This is a genomic window from Phaeovulum sp. W22_SRMD_FR3 (assembly GCF_052113705.1).
GTDB lineage: Bacteria > Pseudomonadota > Alphaproteobacteria > Rhodobacterales > Rhodobacteraceae > JBGQOG01.
Genome location: NZ_JBGQOG010000001.1, coordinates 286283 through 311038 on the forward strand (window position 1 = coordinate 286283; position 24756 = coordinate 311038).

Annotated in this window: 27 protein-coding genes and 1 tRNA gene; 14 read left to right on the forward strand and 14 right to left on the reverse strand. The window is 66.7% G+C overall.

Annotated features, from left to right (window positions below; all coding sequences use genetic code 11):
• The first annotated feature begins 1 nt into the window (after window position 1).
• The 7 genes from ACEN2S_RS01345 to ACEN2S_RS01375 all read left to right on the forward strand — a co-directional run bounded on the left by ACEN2S_RS01345 (window position 2) and on the right by ACEN2S_RS01375 (window position 6356).
• Entirely contained in the window at window positions 2-634 is a 633-nt protein-coding gene (locus ACEN2S_RS01345) for a TadE/TadG family type IV pilus assembly protein (protein ID WP_441861338.1), read from the forward strand.
• A 255-nt stretch (window positions 635-889) separates the two neighbouring features.
• Window positions 890-1144 (forward strand): hypothetical protein, encoded by a 255-nt coding sequence (locus ACEN2S_RS01350; RefSeq protein ID WP_441861340.1) that lies wholly within the window; start codon window positions 890-892, stop codon window positions 1142-1144.
• Window positions 1145-1336: 192 nt separating this feature from the next.
• Window positions 1337-2626, forward strand: a complete 1290-nt coding sequence (locus ACEN2S_RS01355; RefSeq protein WP_441861342.1) for a homoserine dehydrogenase — start codon at window positions 1337-1339, stop codon at window positions 2624-2626.
• A gap of 74 nt (window positions 2627-2700) precedes the next feature.
• Window positions 2701-3093, forward strand: a complete 393-nt coding sequence (locus ACEN2S_RS01360) for a VOC family protein (RefSeq protein WP_441861344.1) — start codon at window positions 2701-2703, stop codon at window positions 3091-3093.
• 236 nt (window positions 3094-3329) lie between these two features.
• A complete protein-coding gene (glpX, locus tag ACEN2S_RS01365) occupies window positions 3330-4295 on the forward strand; it encodes a class II fructose-bisphosphatase (protein ID WP_441861346.1) in 966 nt (321 codons plus the stop codon).
• Between the two features lie 95 nt (window positions 4296-4390).
• Entirely contained in the window at window positions 4391-6133 is a 1743-nt protein-coding gene (gene recJ / locus ACEN2S_RS01370) for a single-stranded-DNA-specific exonuclease RecJ (protein WP_441861349.1), read from the forward strand.
• A 148-nt stretch (window positions 6134-6281) separates the two neighbouring features.
• A tRNA-Glu gene (locus ACEN2S_RS01375) sits at window positions 6282-6356 on the forward strand.
• A 414-nt stretch (window positions 6357-6770) separates the two neighbouring features.
• Here ACEN2S_RS01375 and ACEN2S_RS01380 read toward each other — a convergent pair.
• The 5 genes from ACEN2S_RS01380 to ACEN2S_RS01400 all read right to left on the reverse strand — a co-directional run bounded on the left by ACEN2S_RS01380 (window position 6771) and on the right by ACEN2S_RS01400 (window position 10520).
• Window positions 6771-7130, reverse strand: coding sequence for a YigZ family protein (locus ACEN2S_RS01380; protein WP_441861351.1), 360 nt, complete (start codon window positions 7128-7130; stop codon window positions 6771-6773).
• Window positions 7131-7460: 330 nt separating this feature from the next.
• Entirely contained in the window at window positions 7461-7724 is a 264-nt protein-coding gene (locus ACEN2S_RS01385; protein WP_441861353.1) for a DUF6455 family protein, read from the reverse strand.
• The gene (locus ACEN2S_RS01390) at window positions 7705-8019 is read right to left on the reverse strand and encodes a DUF6455 family protein (RefSeq protein ID WP_441861355.1); all 315 of its coding nucleotides are present in this window, start codon (window positions 8017-8019) and stop codon (window positions 7705-7707) included. The genes ACEN2S_RS01385 and ACEN2S_RS01390 overlap by 20 nt, the downstream gene beginning before the upstream one ends.
• Before the next feature lie 148 nt (window positions 8020-8167).
• Complete coding sequence (locus ACEN2S_RS01395) at window positions 8168-9472, reverse strand: DUF2254 domain-containing protein (protein WP_441861357.1); 1305 nt, start codon at window positions 9470-9472, stop codon at window positions 8168-8170.
• A gap of 238 nt (window positions 9473-9710) precedes the next feature.
• Complete coding sequence (locus ACEN2S_RS01400) at window positions 9711-10520, reverse strand: M48 family metalloprotease (protein ID WP_441861359.1); 810 nt, start codon at window positions 10518-10520, stop codon at window positions 9711-9713.
• Between the two features lie 307 nt (window positions 10521-10827).
• Between ACEN2S_RS01400 and ACEN2S_RS01405 the strand changes: the two genes are divergently transcribed.
• A complete protein-coding gene (locus ACEN2S_RS01405) occupies window positions 10828-11079 on the forward strand; it encodes a hypothetical protein (protein ID WP_441861361.1) in 252 nt (83 codons plus the stop codon).
• 80 nt (window positions 11080-11159) lie between these two features.
• Here ACEN2S_RS01405 and ACEN2S_RS01410 read toward each other — a convergent pair whose 3' ends face one another.
• Window positions 11160-11414 carry a DUF167 domain-containing protein gene (locus tag ACEN2S_RS01410; protein WP_441861363.1) on the reverse strand — a complete coding sequence of 85 codons (255 nt, stop codon included), beginning with the start codon at window positions 11412-11414 and terminating at the stop codon, window positions 11160-11162.
• Between the two features lie 81 nt (window positions 11415-11495).
• On the opposite strand from ACEN2S_RS01410, the gene ACEN2S_RS01415 reads away from it, so the two are divergent.
• The 3 genes from ACEN2S_RS01415 (at window position 11496) to ACEN2S_RS01425 (ending at window position 14024) form a co-directional block, all read left to right on the forward strand.
• Window positions 11496-12593, forward strand: a complete 1098-nt coding sequence (locus ACEN2S_RS01415) for a class II histone deacetylase (RefSeq protein ID WP_441861366.1) — start codon at window positions 11496-11498, stop codon at window positions 12591-12593.
• 172 nt (window positions 12594-12765) lie between these two features.
• Complete coding sequence (locus ACEN2S_RS01420; protein ID WP_441861829.1) at window positions 12766-13320, forward strand: nitroreductase family protein; 555 nt, start codon at window positions 12766-12768, stop codon at window positions 13318-13320.
• On the forward strand, window positions 13317-14024 hold the full coding sequence (locus ACEN2S_RS01425; RefSeq protein WP_441861369.1) for an EI24 domain-containing protein: 708 nt from the start codon (window positions 13317-13319) through the stop codon (window positions 14022-14024). The genes ACEN2S_RS01420 and ACEN2S_RS01425 overlap by 4 nt, the downstream gene beginning before the upstream one ends.
• 15 nt (window positions 14025-14039) lie before the next feature.
• On the opposite strand, the gene ACEN2S_RS01430 is transcribed toward ACEN2S_RS01425, so the two are convergent.
• The 3 genes from ACEN2S_RS01430 to mce form a co-directional block, all read right to left on the reverse strand.
• Window positions 14040-15134 (reverse strand): HPP family protein, encoded by a 1095-nt coding sequence (locus tag ACEN2S_RS01430; RefSeq protein ID WP_441861832.1) that lies wholly within the window; start codon window positions 15132-15134, stop codon window positions 14040-14042.
• 210 nt (window positions 15135-15344) lie between these two features.
• Window positions 15345-15611, reverse strand: a complete 267-nt coding sequence (locus ACEN2S_RS01435; RefSeq protein ID WP_441861372.1) for a DUF1467 family protein — start codon at window positions 15609-15611, stop codon at window positions 15345-15347.
• Window positions 15611-16015 carry a methylmalonyl-CoA epimerase gene (gene mce, locus ACEN2S_RS01440; protein ID WP_441861374.1) on the reverse strand — a complete coding sequence of 135 codons (405 nt, stop codon included), beginning with the start codon at window positions 16013-16015 and terminating at the stop codon, window positions 15611-15613. Before mce ends, ACEN2S_RS01435 begins: the two co-directional genes overlap by 1 nt.
• 141 nt (window positions 16016-16156) lie before the next feature.
• On the opposite strand from mce, the gene ACEN2S_RS01445 reads away from it, so the two are divergent.
• Entirely contained in the window at window positions 16157-16867 is a 711-nt protein-coding gene (locus ACEN2S_RS01445; RefSeq protein ID WP_441861377.1) for a response regulator, read from the forward strand.
• A gap of 88 nt (window positions 16868-16955) precedes the next feature.
• On the opposite strand, the gene ACEN2S_RS01450 is transcribed toward ACEN2S_RS01445, so the two are convergent.
• The gene (locus tag ACEN2S_RS01450; RefSeq protein WP_441861380.1) at window positions 16956-17669 is read right to left on the reverse strand and encodes a GNAT family N-acetyltransferase; all 714 of its coding nucleotides are present in this window, start codon (window positions 17667-17669) and stop codon (window positions 16956-16958) included.
• 203 nt (window positions 17670-17872) lie between these two features.
• Here ACEN2S_RS01450 and ACEN2S_RS01455 point away from each other — a divergent pair, with 203 nt between their 5' ends.
• A complete protein-coding gene (locus tag ACEN2S_RS01455) occupies window positions 17873-18007 on the forward strand; it encodes a hypothetical protein (RefSeq protein ID WP_441861383.1) in 135 nt (44 codons plus the stop codon).
• Between the two features lie 58 nt (window positions 18008-18065).
• On the opposite strand, the gene ACEN2S_RS01460 is transcribed toward ACEN2S_RS01455, so the two are convergent.
• From ACEN2S_RS01460 to aspS, 4 genes are all read right to left on the reverse strand, one after another.
• Complete coding sequence (locus ACEN2S_RS01460; RefSeq protein ID WP_441861386.1) at window positions 18066-19247, reverse strand: DUF1501 domain-containing protein; 1182 nt, start codon at window positions 19245-19247, stop codon at window positions 18066-18068.
• A 52-nt stretch (window positions 19248-19299) separates the two neighbouring features.
• Window positions 19300-20676, reverse strand: coding sequence for a DUF1800 domain-containing protein (locus ACEN2S_RS01465; RefSeq protein ID WP_441861389.1), 1377 nt, complete (start codon window positions 20674-20676; stop codon window positions 19300-19302).
• Between the two features lie 129 nt (window positions 20677-20805).
• Window positions 20806-21309 (reverse strand): DUF1993 family protein, encoded by a 504-nt coding sequence (locus ACEN2S_RS01470; protein WP_441861392.1) that lies wholly within the window; start codon window positions 21307-21309, stop codon window positions 20806-20808.
• A complete protein-coding gene (gene aspS / locus ACEN2S_RS01475) occupies window positions 21309-23090 on the reverse strand; it encodes an aspartate--tRNA ligase (RefSeq protein ID WP_441861395.1) in 1782 nt (593 codons plus the stop codon). The genes ACEN2S_RS01470 and aspS overlap by 1 nt, the downstream gene beginning before the upstream one ends.
• Window positions 23091-23301: 211 nt before the next feature.
• Between aspS and ACEN2S_RS01480 the strand changes: the two genes are divergently transcribed.
• Window positions 23302-24696, forward strand: coding sequence for a glycosyltransferase family 87 protein (locus ACEN2S_RS01480; protein WP_441861398.1), 1395 nt, complete (start codon window positions 23302-23304; stop codon window positions 24694-24696).
• The last annotated feature ends 60 nt before the right edge of the window (window positions 24697-24756 follow it).

A 24756-nucleotide genomic window follows, 5' to 3' on the forward strand; every position in this document is an offset into this window, starting at 1 on the left:
GATGTCTGTCTTGCGGTCTCTGCGCCAGCTTGGGCGGCGTCTGGGTCAGGGTTTCTGGCACGACACGCGCGGGGCGATGCCGATCGAGGGGTTGTTCGGCTCGGTTCTTTTGCTGGGCTGGTTCATGATCTCCTACCAGTTTTTCGAATCTTTCCGGCACAAAGGGCTGGCCACCCGCGCCGCGCATACCGTGGCCGATCTCGTCTCGCGGGAGACGCAGTCCATTGGCCCGAAATACGTCGCTGGCTTGGCGAAAGTCTATGATTTCGTGGCGGATTCCAAGATCGACAGCTGGATCCGTGTCACGCTGATCCATTGGGATGCCAACGCCAAGGCCTATCGGGTGGACAAATCCTATGCGACCGACAACAAAAGCCTGCAGACGAACTCAACGCTGTTGACCCAAACCAACCGGATTCCGGTTCTGGCCGAGGGCGACACCGCCATCATCATCGAGACGCAGATGGAATATGACCCGATCTTCAGCATCGGGGACAAGGCCCTCTCGCTCAACCAGGACACGACCGGACAGAATATCTTCACCCGCGTCGGTCTGGGGTCGGGCATCAAATTCTCGAATTTCGTGGTGACACGGCCGCGCGGCACCAAGATTGTCTGGAACGACACCAAGTAAGCGCCGACCGCGGCCGCCGCGCAGGTTTTGCGTGAATGCCGGAGGTGCCGCGGCCCCGGGCCCGGAGATCGGGAGGCCCGGAGCGGCAGGCCCGCGGCAATAGCCCCGGAGCGTTCTTGCCGGGGCCTTACCATCCGGGCCTTGGTGCCGGGGCGCAGATCGGCGCCGCTGATGGCTTGCCCTTTGCCCCCTTGCCCGCCTATTCTCGCGCAGCCTCTGGGAGCGCCCCCGCGGCCCGTCTCTGCCCGAGGTTTCATGCCCCAACGTCCCCGCCGCCTGCCGCCCCTGCTGATCTGTCTGGCTCTGCCGGTCCTGTTGACCGCCTGCACCAGCATGTCTGACGCCGACTGGCCAACGCTTTTGCCGACCGATGTCATTCTGGCAATGCCTGCGGGCAGCGGGACGCCGCCCGGGGTGAACCCGGAGACCACCGCCGCAGAAGAGGCCCGCGCGCTGACAGCCCGGGCAGCCGCCCTGCAGGCCCGCGCGACAAGATTGCGCAATCAATAGGCCCGCACCGCCCCCCCGGGCGCATTCTGTGCCTGCGCGGGGCCTGTGACAGGTGGCGGGTGGATCGTTGCGTTGCATGCCCGCCGCGAAGCCGCTAACAGACATCGCAGAGAACCGGATCAGGAGTTTCCCATGCCGACCACGCCCGCGCCGCACGCCCCTTCAGCTCTTGGGTCCACGCGTCTCGGGACCATGCGGCAGACGCCCGTGCGCCTCGGCATTGCCGGTCTGGGCACGGTGGGCATTGGCGTCGTCAAGATCGTGCAGCGCCATGCCGACCTGCTGGCCGCCCGTTCGGGCCGCCCGATTGAAATCACCGCCGTCTGCGCCCGCGACCGCAGCAAGAACCGTGATGCGGATCTGTCGGGCTATGCCTGGGAAGAAGATGCCGTGGCCCTCGCCCGCCGCGATGACGTCGACGTTTTCGTCGAGCTGATGGGCGGCCATGAAGGTGCTGCCAAAAACGCGCTGGAGGCCGCGATTGCCAGTGGCAAGGATGTGGTCACCGCCAACAAGGCGCTGCTGGCGCATCACGGGCAGGCGCTGGCGCTCGCGGCCGAGGAAGCGGGCCGGGTGATCCGCTTTGAGGCCGCCGTGGCCGGGGGCATTCCCGTCATCAAAACCCTGACCGAAGGGCTGGCGGGGAATGCGCTGCGCCGGGTGATGGGCGTGATGAACGGCAGCTGCAACTACATCCTGACCCGGATGGAAAGCGCGGGCCTTTCCTATGAAACCGTCTTTGAAGAGGCCCGCGCTCTGGGCTATCTCGAGGCCGATCCCAATCTCGATGTGGGCGGCATTGATGCGGCGCATAAACTCAGCCTGCTGGCTTCCATCGCCTTCGGCACTCAGGTCAGCTTTGACACGGTCGAGCTGGAGGGGATCGGTCGCATCTCGATCGACGATATCCGCCGTGCGGGCGATATGGGTTATAAGATCAAGCTGTTGGGCGTGGCGCAGATGACCGGTCGCGGGCTGGAGCAGCGGATGACCCCCTGCCTCGTGCCCGCCGAAAGCCCGCTGGGCCAGCTGCAGGGCGGCACCAATATGGTGGTGCTCGAGGGCGACAGCGTCGGCCAGATCGTGCTGCGCGGCGCGGGCGCGGGCGAAGGCCCGACCGCCAGCGCCGTGATGGGCGATGTGATGGACATTGCACGCGGCACCCGCCTGCCCACCTTTGGCACCCCCGCCACGCAGCTTGCAGCCCCCACCGCCGCCCGCGCCAATGCGCCCGCCCCCTTCTATCTGCGGCTGGAGCTTTTCGACAAACCCGGCGCTCTGGCGAAAGTCGCCACCGTGCTCGGCGATGCCGGGGTTTCGATCAGCCGGATGCGGCAATATGGCCATGAGGACACCACCGCGCCGGTGCTGATCGTCACCCATAAAACCACCCGCGACGCGATTGACCATGCGATTGCCCGCCTGCCCGCCACCGGCGTGGTCGACGGCGATCCGGTCGCGATCCGCATCGAGGAAGTCTGACCGCGCGGCGCCCGCACCGGGCGCCCGCCCCCTATCCCCGCAAGCCGGGTGCAACGGACCGGGAGCACGTCGCCATGTTCAGCCACACCACCCTTGGCGTGCAGGATTTTAGCCGCGCCTTTGCCTTTTACGACCCGCTCCTGACCGGCCTCGGGCACCGCCTGCGCTTTCACACGCCCGCGCGCCCCTGGGCGGCGTGGGAACCGGCGGGCGGCGGGCGGCCGTTGTTCGTCATCATGACCCCGGAGGATGGCCAGCCCGCCAGCGTCGGCAATGGCACCATGCTGGCGCTGTTGGCACCCAACCGCGCCACCGTCGATCAGCTCTATGCACAGGCGTTGCGTCTGGGCGGCAGCGACGCGGGCGAACCCGGTCTGCGCCCGGATTACCACCCCGATTACTACGGCGCTTATCTGCGCGATCCGGATGGCAACAAGCTCTGCCTCGTCTGCCACGACCCGGCCTGAGCCCCGTCACCGGCCTGCGCCTCAGATCGGTGGCACGCCCTGCCTGCCCTTGCGGCAGCCGGTCGGACAACAGATGCCGGTTTCACCATCAGCTTGCGCGGTTTCAGGCCGAAATCCCCGCCATAATATCGCAACTGCGGTGACTTAATCGTATGTTAGCGCTCTCACACTTGTGGCTGTTACAGGCTTCGTCCTAGATGCGGCCAGCCCCTGCGAAACCGCAAACAGGAATGAATATGAGCACCCCTATCGACTTTAACGACCGCATGCTTTCGCTGGGCCTCGCCCGTGTCTCCGAGGCCGCCGCCCATGCTTCGGCGCTCTGGATTGGCCGGGGTGACGAGAAAGCCGCCGATCAGGCCGCCGTCAACGCGATGCGCGAACAGCTGAACATGCTCGACATCAAAGGTGTCGTGGTGATCGGTGAGGGCGAGCGTGACGAGGCGCCGATGCTGTTCATCGGTGAGGAGGTCGGCACCGGCAATGGGCCGGAAGTGGACATTGCGCTCGACCCGCTGGAAGGCACCACGCTGACCGCGAAAGACATGCCGAACGCGCTGACCGTGATCGCCATGGCGCCGCGCGGCACCCTGCTGCACGCCCCCGACGTTTACATGGACAAGCTGGCCGTCGGCCCGGGCTATCCGAAAGACGTGGTCAGCCTCGACATGACCCCCTCCGAGCGCGTCAAGGCACTGGCCGATGCGCGCGGCTGCGCGATGACCGACATCACCGTCTGCGTGCTCGAGCGTCCGCGCCACGAAGACCTGATCGATGAGCTGCGCCAGACCGGTGCCGCAATCCGCCTGATCACCGATGGCGATGTGGCGGGCGTCATCCACTGCGCCGAAGCCGAGATCACCGGCATCGACATGTACATGGGCTCGGGCGGCGCGCCGGAGGGTGTGCTGGCCGCCTCGGCGCTGAAATGCATGGGGGGCCAGATGTGGGGCCGCCTCCTGTTCCGCAACGATGACGAGCGCGGCCGCGCCCGCAAGGCCGGGATCACCGATCTCGACCGCATCTATGCGCGCGACGATCTGGTCACCTCGGATGTGATCTTTGCCGCGACCGGCGTCACCGACGGCTCGATCGTGGCAGGGATCAAGCGCGAGCCGGGTCATCTGACCACCGAGACGATCCTGATGCGCTCGAAAACCGGTTCGGTGCGGCGGATGATCTACCGCAACCCGATCAAGTGATCTAAACCTCTCGGCAAGGGGCCGGCCCGGAGCAACCTCCGGCGCCGGCCCTTTTGCATTTGCAGCCCCCCGCTGCCCCAGACCCCGGAGCCGCCATGACCGCCTTTCTTGATGTCGAAGCCTCAGCCACCGGCCGCCGCTGGATCGGCCCCGGGATCGAGGCGGATCGTCTGGCCGAGGCACTGGCGCAGGAGACGCATCTGCCGCTGCCCCTCGCGCGGATTTTGGTGTCGCGCGGGGTGACGGCAGCGGAAGCGCCGGGGTTTCTGGAGCCGAAAATCAGCGAGCTGTTGCCCGATCCGCACAAGCTGAAAGACATGGAAAAGGCCGCCGCGCGCTTTCTCAAGGCAGTGAAGGACCGGGAGAAAATCGCAGTCTTCGCCGATTATGACGTCGATGGCGGGGCTTCGGCGGCGCTCTTGCTGGTCTGGCTGCGGGCGATGGGGCGGCAGGCGACGCTCTATATCCCCGACCGGATTGACGAGGGCTACGGGCCGAACGAAGCGGCCATGGCCGAACTGGCCGAGAGCCACAGCCTGATCGTCTGCGTTGATTGCGGCACGCTCAGCCACGGGCCGATTGCGGCGGCGGCCAAGGCCGATGTCGTGGTGCTCGACCACCATCTGGGCGGCGAGACGCTGCCCGATGCCTTGGCCGTGGTGAACCCGAACCGGCAGGATGAGGACGGCGATCTGGGCCATCTCTGCGCCGCGGGCGTGGTGTTTCTGATGCTGGTCGAGGCGAACCGCCAACTGCGCGCCGAGGGCGTCAAAGGCCCGGACCTGATCGCGATGCTTGATCTGGTGGCGCTGGCCACCGTGGCCGATGTGGCGCCGCTGGTGGGGGTGAACCGCGCCCTCGTACGGCAGGGGCTGAAAATCATGGCGCGGCGCGACCGGCCCGGTCTGGTGGCTTTGGCCGATATTTCGCGGATGGATCAGGCGCCCAATACCTATCATTTGGGCTTTCTTCTCGGGCCACGGGTGAATGCGGGCGGGCGGATCGGGGCGGCCGATCTCGGCGCGCGCCTTCTGGCCACCGAGGACAAGCACGAGGCCGAGGCCCTGGCCGAGCGGCTGGATGCGCTGAACACCGAGCGGCGCGAGATCGAGAACCGCGTGCGCGACGCCGCGCTGGCGCAGGCCGAGGCGCGCGGGCTGGAAGGGCCGCTGGTCTGGGCGGCGGGGGCGGGCTGGCACCCTGGCGTGGTCGGCATCGTTGCCGCCCGCCTGAAAGAGGCGACCAACCGCCCCGCCGTGGTCATCGGTCTGGATGGCGGCATCGGCAAGGGCTCGGCCCGCTCGGTGAACGGCGTCGATCTGGGCGCCGCCGTGCAGCGGGTGGCGGCCGAGGGGCTGTTTGTCAAAGGCGGCGGCCACAAGATGGCGGCGGGCCTGACGGTGGAAGAGGGCAAGCTGGAGGCCGCGATGGCGCGGCTGGCCGACCTCCTTGCGCGGCAGGGGGCCGGAAGCGGCGGTCCGCGCGACCTGCGCCTGGACGGGTTGCTGATGCCCGGCGCCGTCACCCCGGCGCTGATCGAAGAAATCGAAAAGGCGGGCCCCTTTGGTCAGGGCGCCCCTGCCCCGCGCTTTGCCTTTGCGGCAATGGCGGTCTCGGGCATGCGTCAGGTCGGCGAGAGCCATCTGCGCTTCAGCTTCTCGGACGGCTTCGGCCCCAAGATCGACGCTATCGCATTCGGGGCCTTTGACGGGCCGCTCGGGCCGATGCTGTCCAACCCCGGGGCGGCGAGATTCCATCTGGCCGGGCGGCTGGAAATCAACAGCTGGGGCGGGCGCAACAAGGTGCAACTGCGGTTGGAGGACGCTGCAACCGCCTGATAACCTTAAATATAAGGGAAAAACGCGGGGCGTCAGAAAAAATTCAAAAAACCGCAAAAATCCTCTTGCGCCCCCCCGCGTCCTACCCTAAAACCCCCCTCACGCCAAGCGCGGTACGGACTGAAAAGAACGTCACCGAGGCAACAGCGGCCCGTTCGTCTATCGGTTAGGACACCAGGTTTTCAACCTGGTAAGAGGGGTTCGACTCCCCTACGGGCTGCCACTTTCCTCCTGAAGTGCAGCAAATACACTCCCGGATGTGAAAACACCCCCCCCACCGAAATACCCAGCTGCTGCAGCCATTACAGGTTTGTATTCTGCGCGTTTCGCGGTCCGCTTCCACCTGCGCCGCACGAGACATGGGGTACGTGGCCGCCGCGTCCCTGCGGCGCAAGATGCGGATTGCCCTTGGGAACTGAGGGAAACCGGATCCCGTCCTGTGACAGAATCGCCCCGAGCCCGCTGCACCCATCAGACCGGGCAACGCCCCTGCCGGACGGCAAGCCTGCGGCAGCCCAATCGCGGGACGCGGGCCAAGCGTCGCGTCATGTGCCACCTCAGCGGGATTCCAAGCGCGGCCTCGCCCGGTGACGCTCAGGCATCGGGCACTCAGGCGTCAGGCGTCAGGCGTCAGGCGTCAGGCGTCAGGCGTCTCGAGATAGGCGCGCACCGCGGTTTGCACATGCCGAAAGCGGTCGCCGCCGAGATGCGTGCCTCCAAACCATCGGGTGACCACGATCACATGATCATAGAGCCCCTCGCGTTCAAGCATCCGCAGGATCACCGCCCCGGCCCCGGCTTCGCCATCATCTGCCTTGATCGGTTCGGGCCCCTCCGACAGAAGCACCGCCCAGCTGTTATGGGTGGCCTTGGCAAAGCGTTTGCTGCGCTTCAAGGTGCTGACGAGGGCCTGCGCTTCGGCCCGGCTGGCCGCCGCGCCGCCCGACACCGCATATTTCGAGCCGCGGTCGCTCAGCACATTGTCGATGATTTTCATCCCCCAGACATGCCAAAACCCGCCGCCCGTGGCAAGACGGCGGGCGCAGGAAGGGCAGGCGCAATGCGGGCGGGAAGATGAAGCGCTCGGGCACCGCGCGGCGCGCCAAAACGACAGACCGAAGCAACGGGCCAAATCGCCAGGCTAAAGCGGCGGACTAAATCGCCGGGAAGACCTCGGACAGCCCCGGATCTGCCGCTGACATCATCCCGCCCACATCCACCCAGAGCACCGCCATGGGCGAAACCGCTGCGGGCGACGCGCCGGAAACTGCACGGAAACGGGGCGCACCCTGGGTGCACCCGGGGCGGGCATCGCCACGCCGATGGGTCAGCGCAGCTCGGCCAGTGCGCCCAGAACGGGGCCGTTCGGACAGCCCGCCGGGGCCGCGGCCACCGGCCCCTCGGCCCTCGTCAGCGCGGCGGCGCAGGCCTCGCAGTCGCCGCAGGCCCGGCATTGCAGCACCATCGTGCTGACATCCTGCAGCGTCAGGAAATTATCCTGCACAGCTTCGGCCAGATCGACGCCCATCCGCCAGGCCAATCCCCGCGTCAGCCGTTGGGGCAAAGTATCGTCACGCATCATCACGCCCATTGTCACGCTCTCCCTCGCGCTGTGCCAGCCCGGCAATCAGCCCCGCATTCCGGCAATATGACGGCAGTTGTGCCACCGGCAGCCTCTCCGGCAGCCCCTCCGGCCCGCGCTGATCGGCTAGCCATTGGTCACAGGCATCCGGCCGGGCGCAGCCCACACAGGCCATCACCGCCGTGGCCCAGCCCTCGCGGGTCAGCCGCGCCTCCCCCAGCGCCGCCGTCATGTCCACCCCAGCCACCTCGGCCATGTGATTGACCAAGGCGGCGTGACGGTTGAGGACACGGGCAGCGGGCATGACTGAACTTCCGACAAGGGCTGAACCTGAGGACCACATTCTGCCCTTCCCCAGCGCGATACCTTGATTCAGATCAAGCAGCATGTGGGGGCCAGATTGAGCGTCCCTGTCTCGCGGCCGCCGCCGGAACCCATGGCACCGGCGAGGTTCAGAACGCGATGACCGGGGCCGGACGGGCCTCGGCGGCCCCGGCGGCGGCCTCAGCCACCTCCTGCGCGAGCGAGGCAACCCATGCGCGATCCTGCGGCAGGGACAGACCGGCCTCCGCCTGCGCCGCTGCCGCCGCCGATTGCTTCACCGCAGCCGGGCCAAAACGTGCCGGGTCGATCTGCACCAGCGCCAGCAGCGCCTTTTGCAGCCGCACCTGCACCTCGGCCATCGCCGCACCATCGCGGGCAATCGGCGCGAAGCCATCAGCCAGCATATCCTCCACAAGAACCGGCGGCACCCAGAGACGGGGAAACCGCACCTCGGGGGCCCCCGCCTTCTCCCACAGCAACAGCACGCGCAGCAGCCGCCCGATGACGTCAATACCCGTGCCCGGATCGTTCACCGCCGGCGACAGCGCCCGCGCGCCAATCTCGGCCAGCACGATCAGTCCGAAACGCGGATCCTGATCAAAGCTGCGCGCCGGCCCGATCACATGACAGGCCCGCAGCCGGTCGGTGAACGCCTGCCGCTGAGCCGGATCTGCGGGCAGCGGCTCGACATAGGCCAATGCGCGGGCGGGATGCACGAAACTGCCCGGCAGCGCCGCAAGGAAGAGCCGCCCGCCACTCTCTTCGGCAAGCGCGGAGAGAGTTTCCAGATCGAGATGCTGCACATAGCCGACCTCGGCGGCGCAGACCGCCTCGGCACGGGCAGGCGGCCCCTCGAACGCAGGGTTTCCGCCCAGATAGGGATCGGCCGCCCGCGTGGCATGCGCGGTGGCGGCCGCCGCCTCCACCCGCGCCAACGTATCGGCGAGCAGACCAAACCCGGTCAGATGCGCGATCCAGCGCAGCAGCGCCAGCACGATCAGGCCCAGCACCACGATGGTCACCGCATAGAGGATCAGGCGGCCCTCATTGCCGTAGACGCCCATTTTCAGCGCGATCAGCCCGACGAGACTATAGATGAAGGCCCCGATAAAGGTCGCCAGAACGCTTTGACTGGTGCTGTCACCTTGCAGCAGTGCCGTCGCACGCGGGGTGCCGCCATTCGCCGCCGAGGCAAAGGCCTGCACCATGATCGAGAGCGAAAACGTGCTCACGGCCAGCATCGAGGTGGCCATGATGTTCAGCAGCGAGCCGACGGCATCCGCACCCAGCTTGGTCGACAGATCATCCGGCACCAGCGGCGCCAGCCAGATCGCGGCCAGCGCGGTGGCCACGCCCAACAGGCCAAAGGCCAGAACCCGCACCCAGATATGGCGCAAGAACCGCTTCAGCAACCAGCGCCATTTTGACATCATCGGTTTCGCCTCCCCCCGCCTGCCTCAGGCCCGCTTGCCACAGGTCTGCCTGCCTCCGGCCCGCTTGCCGCAACCCGGCCAGCCACAGCCCGAACAGCCACAGCCCGGCCAGCCTGAGAGGGCAACGATACAGAGGTTCTCCGGGTTCCCGTAGCGCAAAGACATGGATTGCCGGGACTTATCGCTTCCGCGCCGCATGCGGGACGGCATGCGCCCGGGCCGCGAAGATGCCGAATGGTCAGTAGGCTGCAAGCCTGCCCGCAGGCAGGCCCGACAGCGACGCCTGCCGTTTCAACGCCTCAACCGTGCGGTGAACCACGGCGATGCGCTGCGCATTGGCGGGATGCGAGCCGAGGAAAGTATCCCCCGGATCGGGCAGACGGGTGAAGAACAGCGCGCCGCGTTCGGGGTCAAACCCGGCGTTCCAGCTGAGGATGGCGCCCAGCTGATCGGCCTCAAGCTCGTATTCCTTGGAATAGGCGCGGCTGGCGACCGTGGCGCCCCAGTTCTGCGCCTCGCGCACCGTGGCATCATCCGCCCCGGTGGCGGCGGTCAGCGCCCCCAGAATCATCGCCCCGGTCATCGCCTGATTTTGCTGCCGTGGCAGGTGCCCCGCGATGTGATGCGCCGCCTCATGGCCCATGACGAAGGCCAGTTCATCCCGGTTGCGCGCCTCGGCGATCAACGCGAGGTTGAATTCGATGATCGGCTCGCCATTGGGGCCAAGGCTCTGCGCGGCGTTGGGCGAGGCCCCGCCCATCACGCCGTAGCCAATCTGGAAATCGCAATTGCGCCCGACGGTGCGGGCCCGGCATTCGGCCTCGATTTGCGGCTCCATCACCCGCACCACCGCCACAAAGTTACGGGCCGCCTCGCGTGCGCTCAGCGGCTGGTCGGCGGTGCCTTCGGCCCCCGGCTCATATTCCGGATAGCCGATTTCGCTCTCGGGCCGGACCTGCGGCCCCGCACCGGGTGCAGCGCAGGCCGCAAGAAGCGGCAGCAGCAGGGCCAGCATCCAGCCCGAACGGAAGGGGCGCATCAACAGCATCGAAAGCTCCGGTCATCTCGCCTGTAGGTAGCGCGGCGGATCGGCAACGAAAAGAGGCTACACCGCGCAGACCGGGGCGCAAGCCCGCTCTCCTGTGCAAGGCCGCACGACACCGGGATGTGATGACGCCGCGCCCCAGCGCCTGCCCCGCCACGCACCCCGCCACGCTCCCGCGCGCCCGGGCATGCGCTGGAGCAAGCTCTCAGGCAGGCCCGCGGGCAGGCGCTGGCGCCATGATCCGCGCGGCCCCGCTACTGCGCCGCGAAATTCGATTGCGCGCTCCTCGGCTGCGCGCTAGCCTGATCCCATGTTCAGCATCGAGCACGACTTTGACGCCACCGTGATCACCCTTGTCGATGAGGGCGATGACCCGGATGATTATCTGCAAGAAGACGTGACCATTCAGGCCTTTGAGGACTGCGTCACCGTCGAGCAGATGGATGAGCACACCGATGTGGTGCAAAAAATCACCCTGTCGCATGCGCAACTGCGTGAATTGGCGGCGGCGCTGAACCTGCCCGAAGGCGTGTACCGTTTGAATGTTGCCGAGGGAAAATAACCGCCGCTGACGCACCGGGCTTGTCTGGCCGGGCAGCCGCAGAGCGCGAATGATCGCCCCCCGCACCCCAGCCGGAACTCTCAGTCCAGCCGGAAAACCTTGTCGCGCGATGTGGCACCGCGGATCAACACCAGCCGCCCCTTGGCCACACCCAGCGCCTTGGCCAGAAGTTTGGCCACCGCCGCATTGGCTTTGCCATCCTCCGGCACCACGGTCACATAGACCCGCAGCCCGTCCTCGGCCTGCACCACCAGATTGCGCGAGGCCTTGGGCGTCACCCGCACCGCGATTTCAGCGCCGGAGACCGCCAGATGCGCCAGTTCCGCCGCCGCCATATCCCGCTCCCCCGTTTTGACTTTCCCCCGGCATAGCCCGCCGCTAGGCTCGGGCCTAGCCCTTTGGTGCGGGAGATGCCGATGACCACTGCCTTTTTCCATGACGAGCGCTGCCTTTGGCACGGCGGCGGCAATTACGCCTTTACCCTGCCGGTGGGTGGGCTGGTGCAGCCGGGCGGTGGCCTGCCCGAAAGCCCTGAGACCAAGCGGCGTCTGAAAAACCTGCTCGAGGTCACCGGGCTCTGGCGTGAACTGGCCGTGCAATCTGCCCCCGAAGCCAGCCGCGAAGACCTGTTGCGCGTGCATCCCGCGCCCTATCTTGATGCCTTCAAGGCGGCCTCGGACAGCGGCGGTGGCGAGTTGGGTCTGCGCACCCCCTTCGGTGCGGGCGGCTATGAGATCACGGCGTTGTCGGCGGGCCTCGCGCGGGCGGCGGTGTTTGCGGTGCTGGAGGGGCGGGCCGACAATGCCTATGCGCTCAGCCGCCCGCCGGGGCACCATGCTTTGCCCGATTTTCCGAACGGATTCTGTCTCATCAACAACATCGCCGTGGCGATCCGCGCGGCGCAGGCGGCAGGCCTTGCCCGGCGCATCGCGGTGGTGGATTGGGACGTGCACCACGGCAATGGCACCGAGGCGGTGTTCTACGACGACCCCGAAGTGCTGACGATTTCGCTGCATCAGGAGCATAATTACCCCTTGGATACCGGGGCGGCAGAAGACCGCGGCACCGGGCGCGGGCATGGGTTCAACATCAACATCCCGCTGCCGCCCGGCACCGGTCATGCCAATTACATTGAAGCGATGGAAAAGCTGGTGCTGCCCGCGCTGCACCGCTTTCAGCCAGAGCTGATCATCGTCGCCTGTGGCTATGATGCCTCGGGGGTTGATCCTTTGGGGCGGATGCTCGCCACCTCCGAAACCTTTGCCATGATGACCCGGCAGATGATGATGGCGGCGCGGCAGCTCTGCCACGGGCGGCTGGTGATGGTGCATGAGGGCGGCTATTCCGAGGTGCATGTGCCGTTTTGCGGCCATGCAGTGCTGCAGACCTTGGCCGCCAGCCCGATCTATGCCGCCGACCCGTTGGCCGCGACGCTGAAGGCGCGTCAGCCCGGCATTCCCTGGCAAGAGGCGGTTTCGGCGCATATCGACGGGCTGGCGGCCTATTTCCTCTGACCGCAGGTCCGGCATGCCCTCAGGTGGCGCCCTGATGACGCCTATCCCCTTCTGGCATTGAATTTTTCATGCCCCGCGCCGATATAACGGCAACCAGACGGAGAATGACATGTCGCAAGCCACCAGCCCGACCGAAGTGCAGCCCAACCCGGCCGTTTACAACGAAGGGGCGATGGAATTCCTGCTCTCGCGCCGCTCGCGCCCCGCGAAAACCCTGATCACCCCCGCCCCGGACCGTGCAGCACTGGAGCCCATTCTGACCGCCGCGCTGCGGGTGCCCGATCATGGCAAGCTCGAGCCCTGGCGGCTGATCGTGCTGACCCGACCCGCGCTGGAGCGGCTGGCGGATGAGGCCCGTGCCTATGCCGAGGCGCAGGGCATTGCCCCCGAGATTGCCGCAAAGGGCATCGGCCAGTTTGCCGACAGCCCGCTGGCGGTGGTGGCCGTGCATGTGCCGCGCGCGACCGACAAGGTCCCCGAGATCGAGCAGGTGCTCTCGGCAGGGGCGCTCTGCCTCGGCCTCGTCAATGCAGCGCTGGCCTCCGGCTGGGGCGCGGCCTGGCTCACCGGCTGGGTGGCGCATGACCGGGGCTTTGCCGGTCCGGCCTTTGACCTCGCGCCCGGCGAATGGGTGGCGGGGATCGTGCATATCGGCACCGAGAAATCCGCCCCGCCCGAGCGGCCCCGCCCGGTGACCGAGAGCGTCGTGCGCTGGGTCGACGCATGATCTTTGTCAGCGCCTTCAAGGGCTTTTTGGACATGCTCCGCCCCGGCGCGCTGGGGCTTGTCCTCATCAGCGTGGCCTTTTCGGTGGCGCTCCTCGGCCTTTTCTACGCGGGGTTGGTGCATGTCATCGACATGTTCACACCGGACAATCTGACCCTGCCGTGGTTTGGCCCGGTCAGCATTGTGCATGAGCTGGTCAGCTGGGCCTCGCTCGGCTTCATGCTGGTGCTGTCGTTCTTTTTGATGGTGCCGGTGGCCTCGGCCTTCATCGGGTTCTTCCTCGATGTGGTGGCCGGGCGGGTCGAGCGGCGGCATTACCCGCATCTGCCTGCCCCCCGGCATCAGCCGCTGCCGGAGATGCTGGTCGATACGCTGAACTTTCTGGTGCTGCTGATCATCGTCAACCTCGGGGCGCTGCTCTTTCTCTATCCCTTTGCCGGGCCCTTTGCGCCGCTCGTGTTTTACGCGGTGAACGGCTATCTGCTGGGGCGGGAATATATGCAGCTGGTGGCCCTGCGCTGGATGGACCGGCCCGCCGCGAAAGAGTTCCGGCGGCTGAACAGCGGCACGGTCTGGCTGGCAGGGGCGCTGATGGCGGTGCCCTTGTCGATCCCGGTGGTGAACCTCTTCGTGCCGGTGCTGGGGGCGGCGACCTTCACCCATCTTTTCCACCGCTTGCGCGGCACGGCGGATACCTGGCGCTGAGGCCCGCGCGCGGGTTCAGCCCGTCACGGAACTTGCGGCCACATGCGCGAGGCCGGCGATCAGATCGCTGCGGGTGACGATGCCCACGATCTCATGGCCCACCACCACCGGCACCGCCTCGGCGCTGCCCGCGAGCAGCGGCAGCAAGGCCGCCACCGGCGTCTTGGGCGTCACCCGGGACACCGCCACCGCCATGATCTGATCCGCCGTCACCGGCTCTTCGCGCCGCGCGGACAGGCGGCGCATGGCGGCGGCAAAGCCCCGGTGCAGGCGCAGGCCATCGGCCTCAGCCCGGCGGATCAGATGGATCTGATAGATGACCCCCAGAAACCGCCCGTTCGCCGCCACCACCGGCAGCGAGGCAAAGCCGTGCTGGCGAAACAGCGCCGCCACATCCGAGAGCGGGGTCTCCGGCAGCACCGTCACCAGCTGGCGCGACATGAGGTCGGCGCAGGTCAGATCGCCCAGCCGCCGCCCCGCCGCCACCTGCTCGACCGCGCCGATCAGCCGCCCCAGATCCTCAACCCCGAGGTTGGCCGATTGCTGCTGCGCCGCCAGAATCCCCGCCAGCGCCTCGGCGCCAAGGCCCAGCACCGCCTCAGGCTCCGGCGCGGCATGGGCGGGCAGCTGCGGATAGGCGCGCCCGCTCAGCCGGTTCCACAGGATCGCCAGCAGGACGAGTGCGCCCGTCCCCGCTGCCACCGGCGCCAGGATAAAGCGCGGCCCCATCTGATGGATCAGATCCGGGCTGAGCGCGGCGATCAGCGCCACCGCCCCGCCCGGCGGATGCAGCGCCCGGCCCAGCCCCATCGCAAGGATGGCCGCCCCCACCGCCAGCCCCGCCAGCACCGCCTGCGGCAAGGGCAGCATCAGCACGAGCACAGCAGCGGTGGCCGACAGGACATTGCCCATGAAGACCGACCAGGGCTGCGCCAAGGGGCTGTTCGGCACCGCAAAGAGCAGGACCGCCGAAGCCCCGAGCGGCGCGATCAGAAAAAGACCATGCAAAGGATCGGCCCGCAGGCCGAACACCGTCAGCCCACAGAGCGCCAGCGCCAACGCCGCGCCGCCGCCCGAGCGCAGCCCCTCGCGCAGCGCCGGACGCGCCATCGCGGGGCCAAAGCCGCGCGCCCATCCCTGCGCCCAACGCTGTCTCACCCCTGCTCTCCCCGGTACATGTGTCCGCGCGGCCCTCTCGGCCCGCCTCTTGGCCCTTGTTGCGCAGGCTGATGCCGACACATATCGCGGCCCGCGCCCGCGGGGCACGTGATGATCCGGTCACTGCCCATGATCCGCCCGGCCTCCGGCTCGCGTCCCGCCTCAGTCGAGGCGGTGGAACCAGTCGATGTCGCGGATGGTGATCACGCCGCTCAGAATGATGGCGGCAAAGATCGCCCAGAGCACCACGGTGATCAGCGTGGTGATCTTGGCCTTGCGCTTGATCTGCGCGTCGGCGGGTGCCGAGGAATGCGTGCCGGGCACGATTACCCCCACATCGCCCTGACTTTGAAAGCGCACGGGCAGCACGATGAAGAACACCATGAACCAGATGATGGCGAACATGACGATGGCGCCGGTGATGCTCATCAGATTTGCTCCAGTTCGATCAGGCAGCCGTTGAAATCTTTCGGATGCAGAAACAACACCGGCTTGCCATGCGCGCCGATCTTCGGCTCGCCCGTGCCCAGAACCCGCGCGCCTTCGGCCTTCAGCTTGTCGCGCGCGGTCAGAATATCCTCGACCTCAAAGCACATGTGATGGATGCCGCCCGAGGGGTTCTTGTCCAGAAAGCCCTGGATCGGGGAATTCTCGCCCAAGGGATAGAGGAGTTCGATCTTGGTATTGGGCAGCTCGATAAAGACCACGGTCACCCCATGGTCCGGCTCGTCCTGCGGCGCACCGACCTTGGCGCCGAGCGTGCCCGCATATTGCGCCGATGCTGCCACCAGATCCGGCACGGCAATTGCCACATGGTTCAATCGTCCGATCATCTGCCTCTCCCTCTTGTCGCCCCCCATGGGGTTTAGCGCCAAGGTGCCCCGCCGCCAAGGCCTGCAAGACGCGGCAAAGCGTCTTTACCATCCGTTAGCCGATTCTGCGGTTTAGTGAGTCCAACGAATCTGGAGGCTACGATGGACAAAGACCTTACCGCATTCGCGGCCGGCCGTATGGCCACCGCAAGCCGCCCGCTTCTCGGGCTCACCGTTCTGGTGGTGGAAGACAGCCGCTTCGCCTGTGAGGCGATGCGCCTCTTGTGCCTGCGCTCGGGTGCCCGCATCCGCCGCGCCGATTGCCTGCGCTCGGCGCAGCGGCATTTGTCGACCTATCGCCCCGGCGTGCTGATCGTCGATCTGGGCCTGCCGGATGGCTCGGGGCTCGATCTGATCCGCGACGTGGCGGCGATGACGCCGCGGGTGCCGGTGCTGCTGGCCACCTCGGGCGATCCTTCGGGCGAAGCGGCCGCCCTCGCGGCAGGGGCCGATGGCTTTTTGCCGAAACCGATCGAAAGCCTCGCGGCCTTCCAGCAGGCGATCTTGCAATCCATGCCGGAAAACGGTGCCCCGATGGGCCTGCGGGCGCTGGCCGATGACCGCGTGACGCCAGACCCCTTGGCCTTGCAGGACGATCTGGCGCATGCCACCGAGAAGCTGGCCGAAAGCCCGGATGCCGGTGACATCGACTATATCGCCCGCTTCGTGGTGGGTGTGGCGCGCTCCTCGCATGATCCCGCGCTGGAAAAGGCCGCGTTGGCGCTGCGCGACACCTCCTCGATGCCGAAACCCGATGTCGCGCATCTGTCGGGCATGATGCAGGAACGTCTGGCCGCCGGCCAACCTTTCTGAGCCTTTCCGCCATCCTGCCGCCCCTGGGCATGGCAGGTCGCGGTGGGGGTCCGGCATCCTCCCCGGTCCGGGCCCTCATCCGCCAAAATCAGCCCTGCTGCGCCGGATCCGACGCCACGCGCACCAGCCGTGTCAGATCGCCCAAACGCTCGATCTGGCGTCCGTTCTCATCAAAATTGCTGGGCGCGAGCCAGGCCTCATAGGCCGATCGCAGCCCCGGCCAATCGCCATCGGTCGCGGCAAACCACGCCGTGTCGCGGTTGCGCCCCTTGACCACCGCCGCCTGCCGGAACGTGCCCTCATAGCTCAGCCCCAGCCGCTGGGCCGCCCGGCGCGAGGGCAGGTTCAGCGCATCGCATTTCCACTCAAAGCGGCGATAGCCTGCTTCGAACGCCCAGTCGATCATCAGCACCATCGCCTCGGTCGCCGCCGCTGTTTTTTGCAAACGCGGCGCAAGGTTGATATGCCCCAGCTCGATCGAGCCCATCTCGGGCGTGATCCGCAGATAGGACATCACCCCGCCCAGCTGGCCGCTGTCGCGGTCGCGCAGGGCGTAGAACATCGGGTCATCCTTGGCCGCCATCTCGCGCACCCAGCGGATATAGCCCGGCTCCGAGGCAAAGGGGCCATAGGGCAAGTAGTCCCAGATCGCCTCATCGGCCGCATTGGCGCGGAACAGGCCATGCGCATGCGCATCCGCGTCCAGCCGCTCCAGCTGCACATAGGCGCCCGCCATCTCTTCCGGTCCCGGCAGTGGCGGCGGCACCCACTCGGGCAAGACCGCCCCAAAACGCTTTTGCATCACCCGTGTCTCCCCAGCTTTTCAGCATCCTAGCGGGAGAACGCGGCGGAGCAACGGAGAGTTGCGGCACGCATGCGAATTCCGGGCACCCCGGCTGCCGCGCCGTGCGGCCGCTGCCGCGCCGCAAAACCAACCCTTGGCGATCAAATTCTTGCCCCAATCTCTGTGCACCCTGAGGCCCGAACCGCCCGAAAGGACCACAGATGACCGAAGTCGTGCAGAACCTCGTTACCAATGAAAAACTGACCCGCATCACCCATTGGCTGGTGTTCGGTCTGGGGGCCTGCTGCCTCTCGGTCTCGCTGGCGGCAACGGCGCTGAAAGTGCTCGGGGCCTGAAAGCCGCGCTGTCCGCGCCTGTCCGCGCCTGTCCGGCAAGATGGCCGGGCGGCGCTTGTTACAGCAACATGCCCGGATCGCGTCCCAGATCCAGCCCCGGAAACACCACACGCTCCAGCGCGCCGGTCTCAAGGCCGAACATGCCCCGCATCGCCCAGGCGGCATAGCTGCGCACATCGGCGGTGGGGTTCAGGTCGCGCCCGGCGTAAAGATCGCTTTCGCCAAGGCCGGGCCAGCTGCCATAGACCCGGCCGCCCCGGATGGCCCCTCCCGCCATAAACATCGCGCCGCCGGTCCCGTGGTCGGTGCCCCCGGTGCCATTCTCCCGCGCGGTGCGGCCAAATTCGGTCATGGCCAGCACGGTTGTCTGCCCCCAATTGCTGCCCAGCCCGGCTTTCAGCGTCAGAATCATTTCGGCCAGACGCTCCAGCGGCCCTTTCAGCAACCCCGACTGGCTGCGGTGCGTGTCCCAGCCGTTCAGCGAAAAGGCCGCGATCCGGGTCTCTTCGTTCATCCGCTCGGCCGCGAATTGCGCCAGCGCCCGCGCCGCGCCGGTTGCGCCTTTGTCGATCTGCACCGGCGCGCCCATCGCGCCGCCACTCACCTCGCCCGCCGCCGCCATCGCCTCGCGGAACAGCGGATCATCGTGATAGACCGCCTCCAGCAGGCGCTGCCCCTGCCCCGAGACCTTGAGCGTGGCCTTGGGCGACCAGCTGAGCGCCGGTGCCGCCCCTGCCAGCACCAAGAGTTCCTTTTCCCCCACCGAGAATGCGGTTTCCGCGCGCGCATCGGGCAGCTGTTGCAAGAGGCGGTTCAGCCAGCCGTCGCGGCGCAATTCGGCGGGCACATCCATCCCCGTCCCCGCCTCCAGCAGATCCTGCCCGTCGAAATGGCTGCGTTTGTCGCGGTAGGGGGTGGAGACGGCATGGGCAAAACCCAGCTCGCCCGCCGCCCAGAGCGGCATCAATGGCGCCAGACTGGCATGCGCGGCATAAAATCCGTCAAGATCCAGCGCCCCCGCCGCCGGGCCCTGCGAGATGTTCTGCCGCAACCCCGCCAGATTCTTGTCGCCATAGGGCTGAACCACATCCAGCCCGTCCATCGCCCCGCGCAGGATGATCACCACGAGACGCGAGTCGCCCGGCGTTGCCGCCAGCGTGACCGAATTCATGAAGGGATGCGCCGCCGCCGAGCAGGCCAGCAGCGCAGATCCTTGCAGGAAAAACCGACGGTTCAGCATCTTGGCCTCCTTGTGCCGTGGCGGCCGGGCGCGCAGCCCCCGCCCCACAGGCTCAGCATCTGTTGAATTCGGGTGCCGCCAGCACAAGGCCCACCGCCTCGGCCCGGCTCTCGGCGCGTGGCACGGCGGTCAGCAGCGCGGGCGTGGCGCGCGCGCCCAAAGCGGTATGCGCAAATTCCACCGGGTCGGGCAGCGTGTCGAGCACCTGTTTGGGGCCCGACATGGCCCAGTTCAGCCGCTCCGACAGGCTTTGCGGCGTGATCCAGGCCTCGGCGGCCTCGGGCCAACCATCCGGCCCGCCGGGCTTCAGCCAGAACTGCCCCATGCCGCGCAGCGGGGTAGTCACCAGTTTGCGGTGCACCCCCGGCTCCCATGCCGCCACCGTGCGGCCATCAAAGCCGAGGGCACGCAGCCCGGAGGGGATGTACACCAACGGCTGGCGCACCTTTTCCCCCAGCGCCGCCAGCGCTGCGGGATGGGTCAAAAGCACCTCATACACCGGCAGCAACGCGGTATCATGCGCCTGATAGGCGTTCGCCATCGCCGCCACCAGGTCTGCAGGCGGATCATCAGAGACGAAATGAACCGCGAGCTTATGCGCCAGATGCTGGGCGGTATCAGGATGCCGGGCCAGATCATCGAGCACGGCATAGATATCGCCCAGCCGCGCCGGGCCATCGCCACCATAGCTCTGACCAAGCACGGTCTCGGCCCCCTCTTCGGCGATTTCGGGCCGAAAGCCCGCGCCTTTGGCGCTGGAGTAGCTCAGCCCGGTCAGCAACTCGGCCAGCTGTCGCACGTCATCCTGACTGTAGCTGCCGTTGACGCCCAGCGTGTGCAGCTCCATCAGTTCGCGCGCCAGATTTTCGTTCAGCCCCATGTGCCGGTCCGGCCGCCGCCGCGCCAGGGGCGAGTCGGGACCGATTGAGGTGGATTGATCGAGATATTGGATCATCGCGGCATGGGTGGTGGCCGCGCGCAGCATCCCGGAGAACCGGCCTGCAAGATGCGGGCGCACCGCTTCTTCGCCATGCGCCAGCGTCAGCACATAGTTTTGCACCTTTTTGCCGACGACAGTGAAGTGATCTGTCCAGAACTGATGCAGCCGCTCGCGAAAGCCGGCGGCGTCGTCAACCGCGCGGGCCATCCGCATTTGCAGGCCGAGGTCGATCTGCCGGTTCACCTCTTGCCGGTGGTGCCGGAACGCTTCCAGCGCCTTGGGTCCGCCGCCCTTCACATAGGCGCGGCGCAGATCAAGATAGTCTTTGACCATCTTCTGCGCGGCGGGGCCGGAAATGATCGGATACCTCTGGCCCAGCCGGTCCTTGCCGGTCAGCACCGCCAGAATATCGGCTGCCGAGCCGGGCGACGCCTGCCGGGGCGAAGGCCCGTAGCCAAAGCGGATCGCGGCAATCTGCGCATAGTCCATCGTCATCCTCACCCGGTCACGGAGCCAGCCGCGGTTGCGCCCACTGCGCCCGATTCCCCCGCAAAAAGAAAGGCACAGAGCCGTGATGCGGCGGCCCCGCGCGAAGAATTGCCGAAATAGTGGCGGGACTTAGAAGCGAAAGCCGTGCGGATAATCGTGCTGGCCATCGAAATCGGCCTTGCCGATCTCAAGCCCGCCCGACCGCAGCACCGCAAAGGCCATGCAGGTGTGAAACAGGAAATTCGGCATGCCGAACAGATGCAGGAAATCGGCGCCGGTCTGCTCCAGCTCGGCAAAGCCCGCGCGGTGGCGGATCAGCCGGGTCTCGGCCCCCTCGAACTCCACCGGATCAAGGGCTTTCAACGCAGTTTCCGCCGCGCGCAGCCGCGCCATGATGCCCGGCGCGTCGGGGCCGTAATCGCCCGCCACCGGCACCGCGCGTCCGGCCAGCGGATAGGCCACGCGCAGAGCGAAATTCACCGCCGTCGCCATCTGCTGACCGGCGGTGAACATGTCGGGGGCCAGCTGCCCCCGCAACAGCGCCGCATCCCCCGCGGTCCGTGCCACCAGCCCTTCGATACGCTCGAAGTAATGCAGGAAGACCGGAACCGAGGCGGTATACAGCGCGGGCATCACGCCTCTTTCGGCAGGACGCGCAACCGCAATTCGCGCAGCTGCTCGTTCAGGGGTTCCGAGGGGGCGTTCATCATCAGATCTTCCGCGCGCTGGTTCATCGGGAACATGATGACTTCGCGGATGTTCTGCTCATCGGCCAGCAGCATGACGATACGGTCGATGCCCGCGGCACAACCGCCGTGCGGCGGCGCGCCGTATTTGAACGCCTTGACCATGCCGCCGAAGCGTTTTTCGACCTCGGAGGCCGGATAGCCCGCCAGTTCAAACGCCTTGAACATGATCTCGGGCTTGTGGTTGCGGATCGCGCCCGAGATCAGCTCATAGCCGTTGCAGGCGAGGTCATATTGATAGCCGAGCACCTTCAGCGGATCGCCGTTCAGCGCCTCCATCCCGCCCTGCGGCATCGAGAACGGGTTGTGGCTGAAGTCGATCTTGCCCTCATCGGTCTTTTCATACATCGGGAAGTCGATGATCCAGGCGAATTTGAAGCAATTCTCTTCTGTCAGCTTCAGCTCGCGGCCGATCTCGTTGCGCGCACGCCCCGCCACTGCCTCGAACTGCTCTGCCTTGCCGCCGAGGAAGAAGGCGGCATCGCCCTCGCCCAGGCCCAGCTGCAGCCGGATCGCCTCGGTCCGCTCCGGCCCGATGTTTTTCGCCAAGGGCCCTGCGGCTTCCATGCCCGAGCCGTCTTCGGCCTTGCGCCAGAAGATATAGCCCATGCCCGGCAGACCCTCTTTCTGCGCGAAAGCGTTCATCCGGTCGCAGAATTTTCGGCTGCCGCCGGTCGGCGCCGGAATCGCGCGCACTTCGGTGCCTTCGTTTTCCAAGAGTTTCGCGAAGATCGCAAAGCCCGAGCCGCGGAAATGCTCGGAGACATCCTGCATCTTGATCGGGTTGCGCAGGTCCGGCTTGTCCGAACCATACCATTTCAGCGCATCGGCATAGGCGATATGCGTCCAGTCGGAATAGACCTTGTTGCCATTGCCGAATTCTTCAAAAATGCCCTGCACCACCGGTTGCACGGCGGCGAACACATCCTCTTGCGTCACAAAGGACATCTCGAGGTCGAGCTGGTAGAAATCGGTCGGCGAGCGGTCGGCGCGGGGATCTTCGTCGCGGAAACAGGGCGCGATCTGGAAATAGCGGTCAAAGCCCGCCACCATGATCATCTGTTTGAACTGCTGCGGAGCCTGCGGCAGCGCGTAAAACTTGCCCGGATGCAGCCGCGACGGCACGAGGAAGTCGCGCGCACCCTCGGGCGAGGAGGCGGTGATGATCGGCGTCTGGAACTCGTTGAAGCCCTGATCCCACATCCGGTTGCGCATCGAGCGCACCACGTTCGAGCGCAACATCATCTTGTTGTGCAGCCCGTCGCGGCGCAGATCGAGGAAGCGGTAGGTCAGCCGGGTCTCTTCCGGGTAATCCTGTTCGCCAAACACCGGCAAGGGCAGCTCTTCCGAGGCGCCCAGCACTTCGATGCCGCGGGCATAGACTTCGATCTCGCCAGTCGGGATCTTGGCGTTGATCAGGCTTTCGTCGCGCAGCTTGACGGTGCCGTCGATGCGGATCACCCATTCCGAGCGGACTTTTTCAAGGCCCGCAAAGGCCGCGCTGTCGCCATCGCAGATCACCTGCGTGATGCCGTAATGGTCGCGCAGGTCGAGGAACAACACGCCGCCGTGGTCACGGACCCGGTGGACCCATCCCGACAGGCGCACATCCTGCCCCGCATTGGCTTTGTTCAGATCGGCGCAAGTGTGGCTGCGATAGGCGTGCATCTTCATCCCCTTCCCGAGGCTCAATCAATCCACCGCCTTGAACCGCGACGCCCGCGCGAAGTCAAGCCGCCGCTGCCGCTCCGGGCTGCGTTTGACCCACGGGCCGCTTTTAAAATACGGCGCGAATCCCTAGTGTCACCGCGCAGCCCGGAATTCGGGGCTGTGCCGTTTGTTTCGCGGGCCGCATGTTCCCCCCGCTTCAGGACCGACCATGACCCCATCCTCTCCAGAACCTGCGGCAGCACCGGCGCGGGCTGCGCCCCATGCGGCACCGGCTGATCCACAGGGGGCCATCGCCAGCGCGGCAAGTGGACAGCAGGATGCCGCGTCGCGCCGCCACAAAACCGTGACGACGCTTGTACTCGTGGCGCTCGCGGCGCTGATCGCCGCGTTCAGCATGCTCTCGCTGGGCAAGACCGGCTCGGCGGATCTGCTGGCGGCCTGGCTTGCGGGGGATGCGGTGGCGCAGGGGCATCCGGCGTTGATCTATCCTGCGGATGACACCGTCTTTACGATGCAGCCGCCCGTGGAATGGATCGCCCGAACGCGGGAACTGGGCTACGCGGGCGAAATATTCCCCTATATCTATCCCCCGCTCTGGGCCTGGGTCATGGCCCCCGTCGCGCGGCTGATGGCGCCGGAAACGCTGGCCGTGCTGGCGCATGGGGTCAACGCGGCCCTGCTCTTTGCCAGCCTGCTGATCGCGCGGCGCCTGTGCCGGCAGCCGCCGCCCCTCGCGCTCTGGCTTATGGTGGGGCTGCTTGCCTATTTCGGGACCAATGCGGGCTTTCTGGGTCTCTACCAGAACCAGCCGCAGATCCTCGTTGCCTTTCTGACGCTGCTGGCGCTGGAACGGGCCCAGAATGGCGCCCCCATCCTCGGCGGGGCACTGCTGGCGCTGGCGGCGGCGCTGAAACTCTACCCCGTGCTTTTGGCGATCTTGTGGCTCGCGCGGCGGCAGTACCGGCCCTTCGTGGCCTTTGTGATCCTTGGCGGCGCATTGGGGGCCCTGTCGGTCGCGGTGGCCGGATGGCCGCTGCATCAGCGGTTTCTGGAACTGATCCGCATGATCACCGATTCGGTTCTGATCACCAGCGTCAACTACACAACCGACGGTCTTTTGGCCCAGAGCTTCTGGGCGCATGCGCTGACAGTGGTTTTTGAACAATCCTCGGATGGCCTGCGCGGATGGCTCATCATGGCAAAACCCGCCTCGTTCGCCCTCACATCCCGGCTGCTGCAACTCATGGCGCTGGCCGCGTTGTTCTGGCTCGGGCGGCGCCTGTCGCGGCGGCCCGAGGCCGATCCGGCCGCGTTCTGGGGGGCTGCGATGGTGATCCTGTCGCTCACCAGCCCGCTCTCATGGGCCTATCACTATCTCGCCCCGCTGAGCTTTGCGGCCCTGTTGCCAGCCCGTTACGGGCGGCGCGGCCTCGCCCTGCTCGTGCTCATCCTGCTGCCGACCGAGCCGCATCTCAGCCTCGTGAACTTCGACGCTCTGCCAAGCCTCGTCCTCGGCCAAGTCACTGGCACGCTGAGCATGATGCTCCTCGCTGCCTGCCTGATCTGGATCGCCCTGCGGCCCGGCACTGCCCCTCGGACATGAACGAACCCGCGCCTGCCCCCATTTGCGGGGTTGCGCGCGGGCTTTGCCCGGCTATAACCC

Coding starts and splice junctions, on each gene's coding strand:
- ACEN2S_RS01345 (WP_441861338.1), top strand. CDS start 2: ATGTCTGTCTTGCGGTCTCTGCGCCAGCTTGGGCGGCGTCTGGGTCAG.
- ACEN2S_RS01350 (WP_441861340.1), top strand. CDS start 890: ATGCCCCAACGTCCCCGCCGCCTGCCGCCCCTGCTGATCTGTCTGGCT.
- ACEN2S_RS01355 (WP_441861342.1), top strand. CDS start 1,337: ATGCGGCAGACGCCCGTGCGCCTCGGCATTGCCGGTCTGGGCACGGTG.
- ACEN2S_RS01360 (WP_441861344.1), top strand. CDS start 2,701: ATGTTCAGCCACACCACCCTTGGCGTGCAGGATTTTAGCCGCGCCTTT.
- glpX (WP_441861346.1), top strand. CDS start 3,330: ATGAGCACCCCTATCGACTTTAACGACCGCATGCTTTCGCTGGGCCTC.
- recJ (WP_441861349.1), top strand. CDS start 4,391: ATGACCGCCTTTCTTGATGTCGAAGCCTCAGCCACCGGCCGCCGCTGG.
- ACEN2S_RS01380 (WP_441861351.1), bottom strand. CDS start 7,130: ATGAAAATCATCGACAATGTGCTGAGCGACCGCGGCTCGAAATATGCG.
- ACEN2S_RS01385 (WP_441861353.1), bottom strand. CDS start 7,724: ATGGGCGTGATGATGCGTGACGATACTTTGCCCCAACGGCTGACGCGG.
- ACEN2S_RS01390 (WP_441861355.1), bottom strand. CDS start 8,019: ATGCCCGCTGCCCGTGTCCTCAACCGTCACGCCGCCTTGGTCAATCAC.
- ACEN2S_RS01395 (WP_441861357.1), bottom strand. CDS start 9,472: ATGATGTCAAAATGGCGCTGGTTGCTGAAGCGGTTCTTGCGCCATATC.
- ACEN2S_RS01400 (WP_441861359.1), bottom strand. CDS start 10,520: ATGCTGTTGATGCGCCCCTTCCGTTCGGGCTGGATGCTGGCCCTGCTG.
- ACEN2S_RS01405 (WP_441861361.1), top strand. CDS start 10,828: ATGTTCAGCATCGAGCACGACTTTGACGCCACCGTGATCACCCTTGTC.
- ACEN2S_RS01410 (WP_441861363.1), bottom strand. CDS start 11,414: ATGGCGGCGGCGGAACTGGCGCATCTGGCGGTCTCCGGCGCTGAAATC.
- ACEN2S_RS01415 (WP_441861366.1), top strand. CDS start 11,496: ATGACCACTGCCTTTTTCCATGACGAGCGCTGCCTTTGGCACGGCGGC.
- ACEN2S_RS01420 (WP_441861829.1), top strand. CDS start 12,766: ATGGAATTCCTGCTCTCGCGCCGCTCGCGCCCCGCGAAAACCCTGATC.
- ACEN2S_RS01425 (WP_441861369.1), top strand. CDS start 13,317: ATGATCTTTGTCAGCGCCTTCAAGGGCTTTTTGGACATGCTCCGCCCC.
- ACEN2S_RS01430 (WP_441861832.1), bottom strand. CDS start 15,134: ATGGCGCGTCCGGCGCTGCGCGAGGGGCTGCGCTCGGGCGGCGGCGCG.
- ACEN2S_RS01435 (WP_441861372.1), bottom strand. CDS start 15,611: ATGAGCATCACCGGCGCCATCGTCATGTTCGCCATCATCTGGTTCATG.
- mce (WP_441861374.1), bottom strand. CDS start 16,015: ATGATCGGACGATTGAACCATGTGGCAATTGCCGTGCCGGATCTGGTG.
- ACEN2S_RS01445 (WP_441861377.1), top strand. CDS start 16,157: ATGGACAAAGACCTTACCGCATTCGCGGCCGGCCGTATGGCCACCGCA.
- ACEN2S_RS01450 (WP_441861380.1), bottom strand. CDS start 17,669: ATGCAAAAGCGTTTTGGGGCGGTCTTGCCCGAGTGGGTGCCGCCGCCA.
- ACEN2S_RS01455 (WP_441861383.1), top strand. CDS start 17,873: ATGACCGAAGTCGTGCAGAACCTCGTTACCAATGAAAAACTGACCCGC.
- ACEN2S_RS01460 (WP_441861386.1), bottom strand. CDS start 19,247: ATGCTGAACCGTCGGTTTTTCCTGCAAGGATCTGCGCTGCTGGCCTGC.
- ACEN2S_RS01465 (WP_441861389.1), bottom strand. CDS start 20,676: ATGGACTATGCGCAGATTGCCGCGATCCGCTTTGGCTACGGGCCTTCG.
- ACEN2S_RS01470 (WP_441861392.1), bottom strand. CDS start 21,309: ATGCCCGCGCTGTATACCGCCTCGGTTCCGGTCTTCCTGCATTACTTC.
- aspS (WP_441861395.1), bottom strand. CDS start 23,090: ATGCACGCCTATCGCAGCCACACTTGCGCCGATCTGAACAAAGCCAAT.
- ACEN2S_RS01480 (WP_441861398.1), top strand. CDS start 23,302: ATGACCCCATCCTCTCCAGAACCTGCGGCAGCACCGGCGCGGGCTGCG.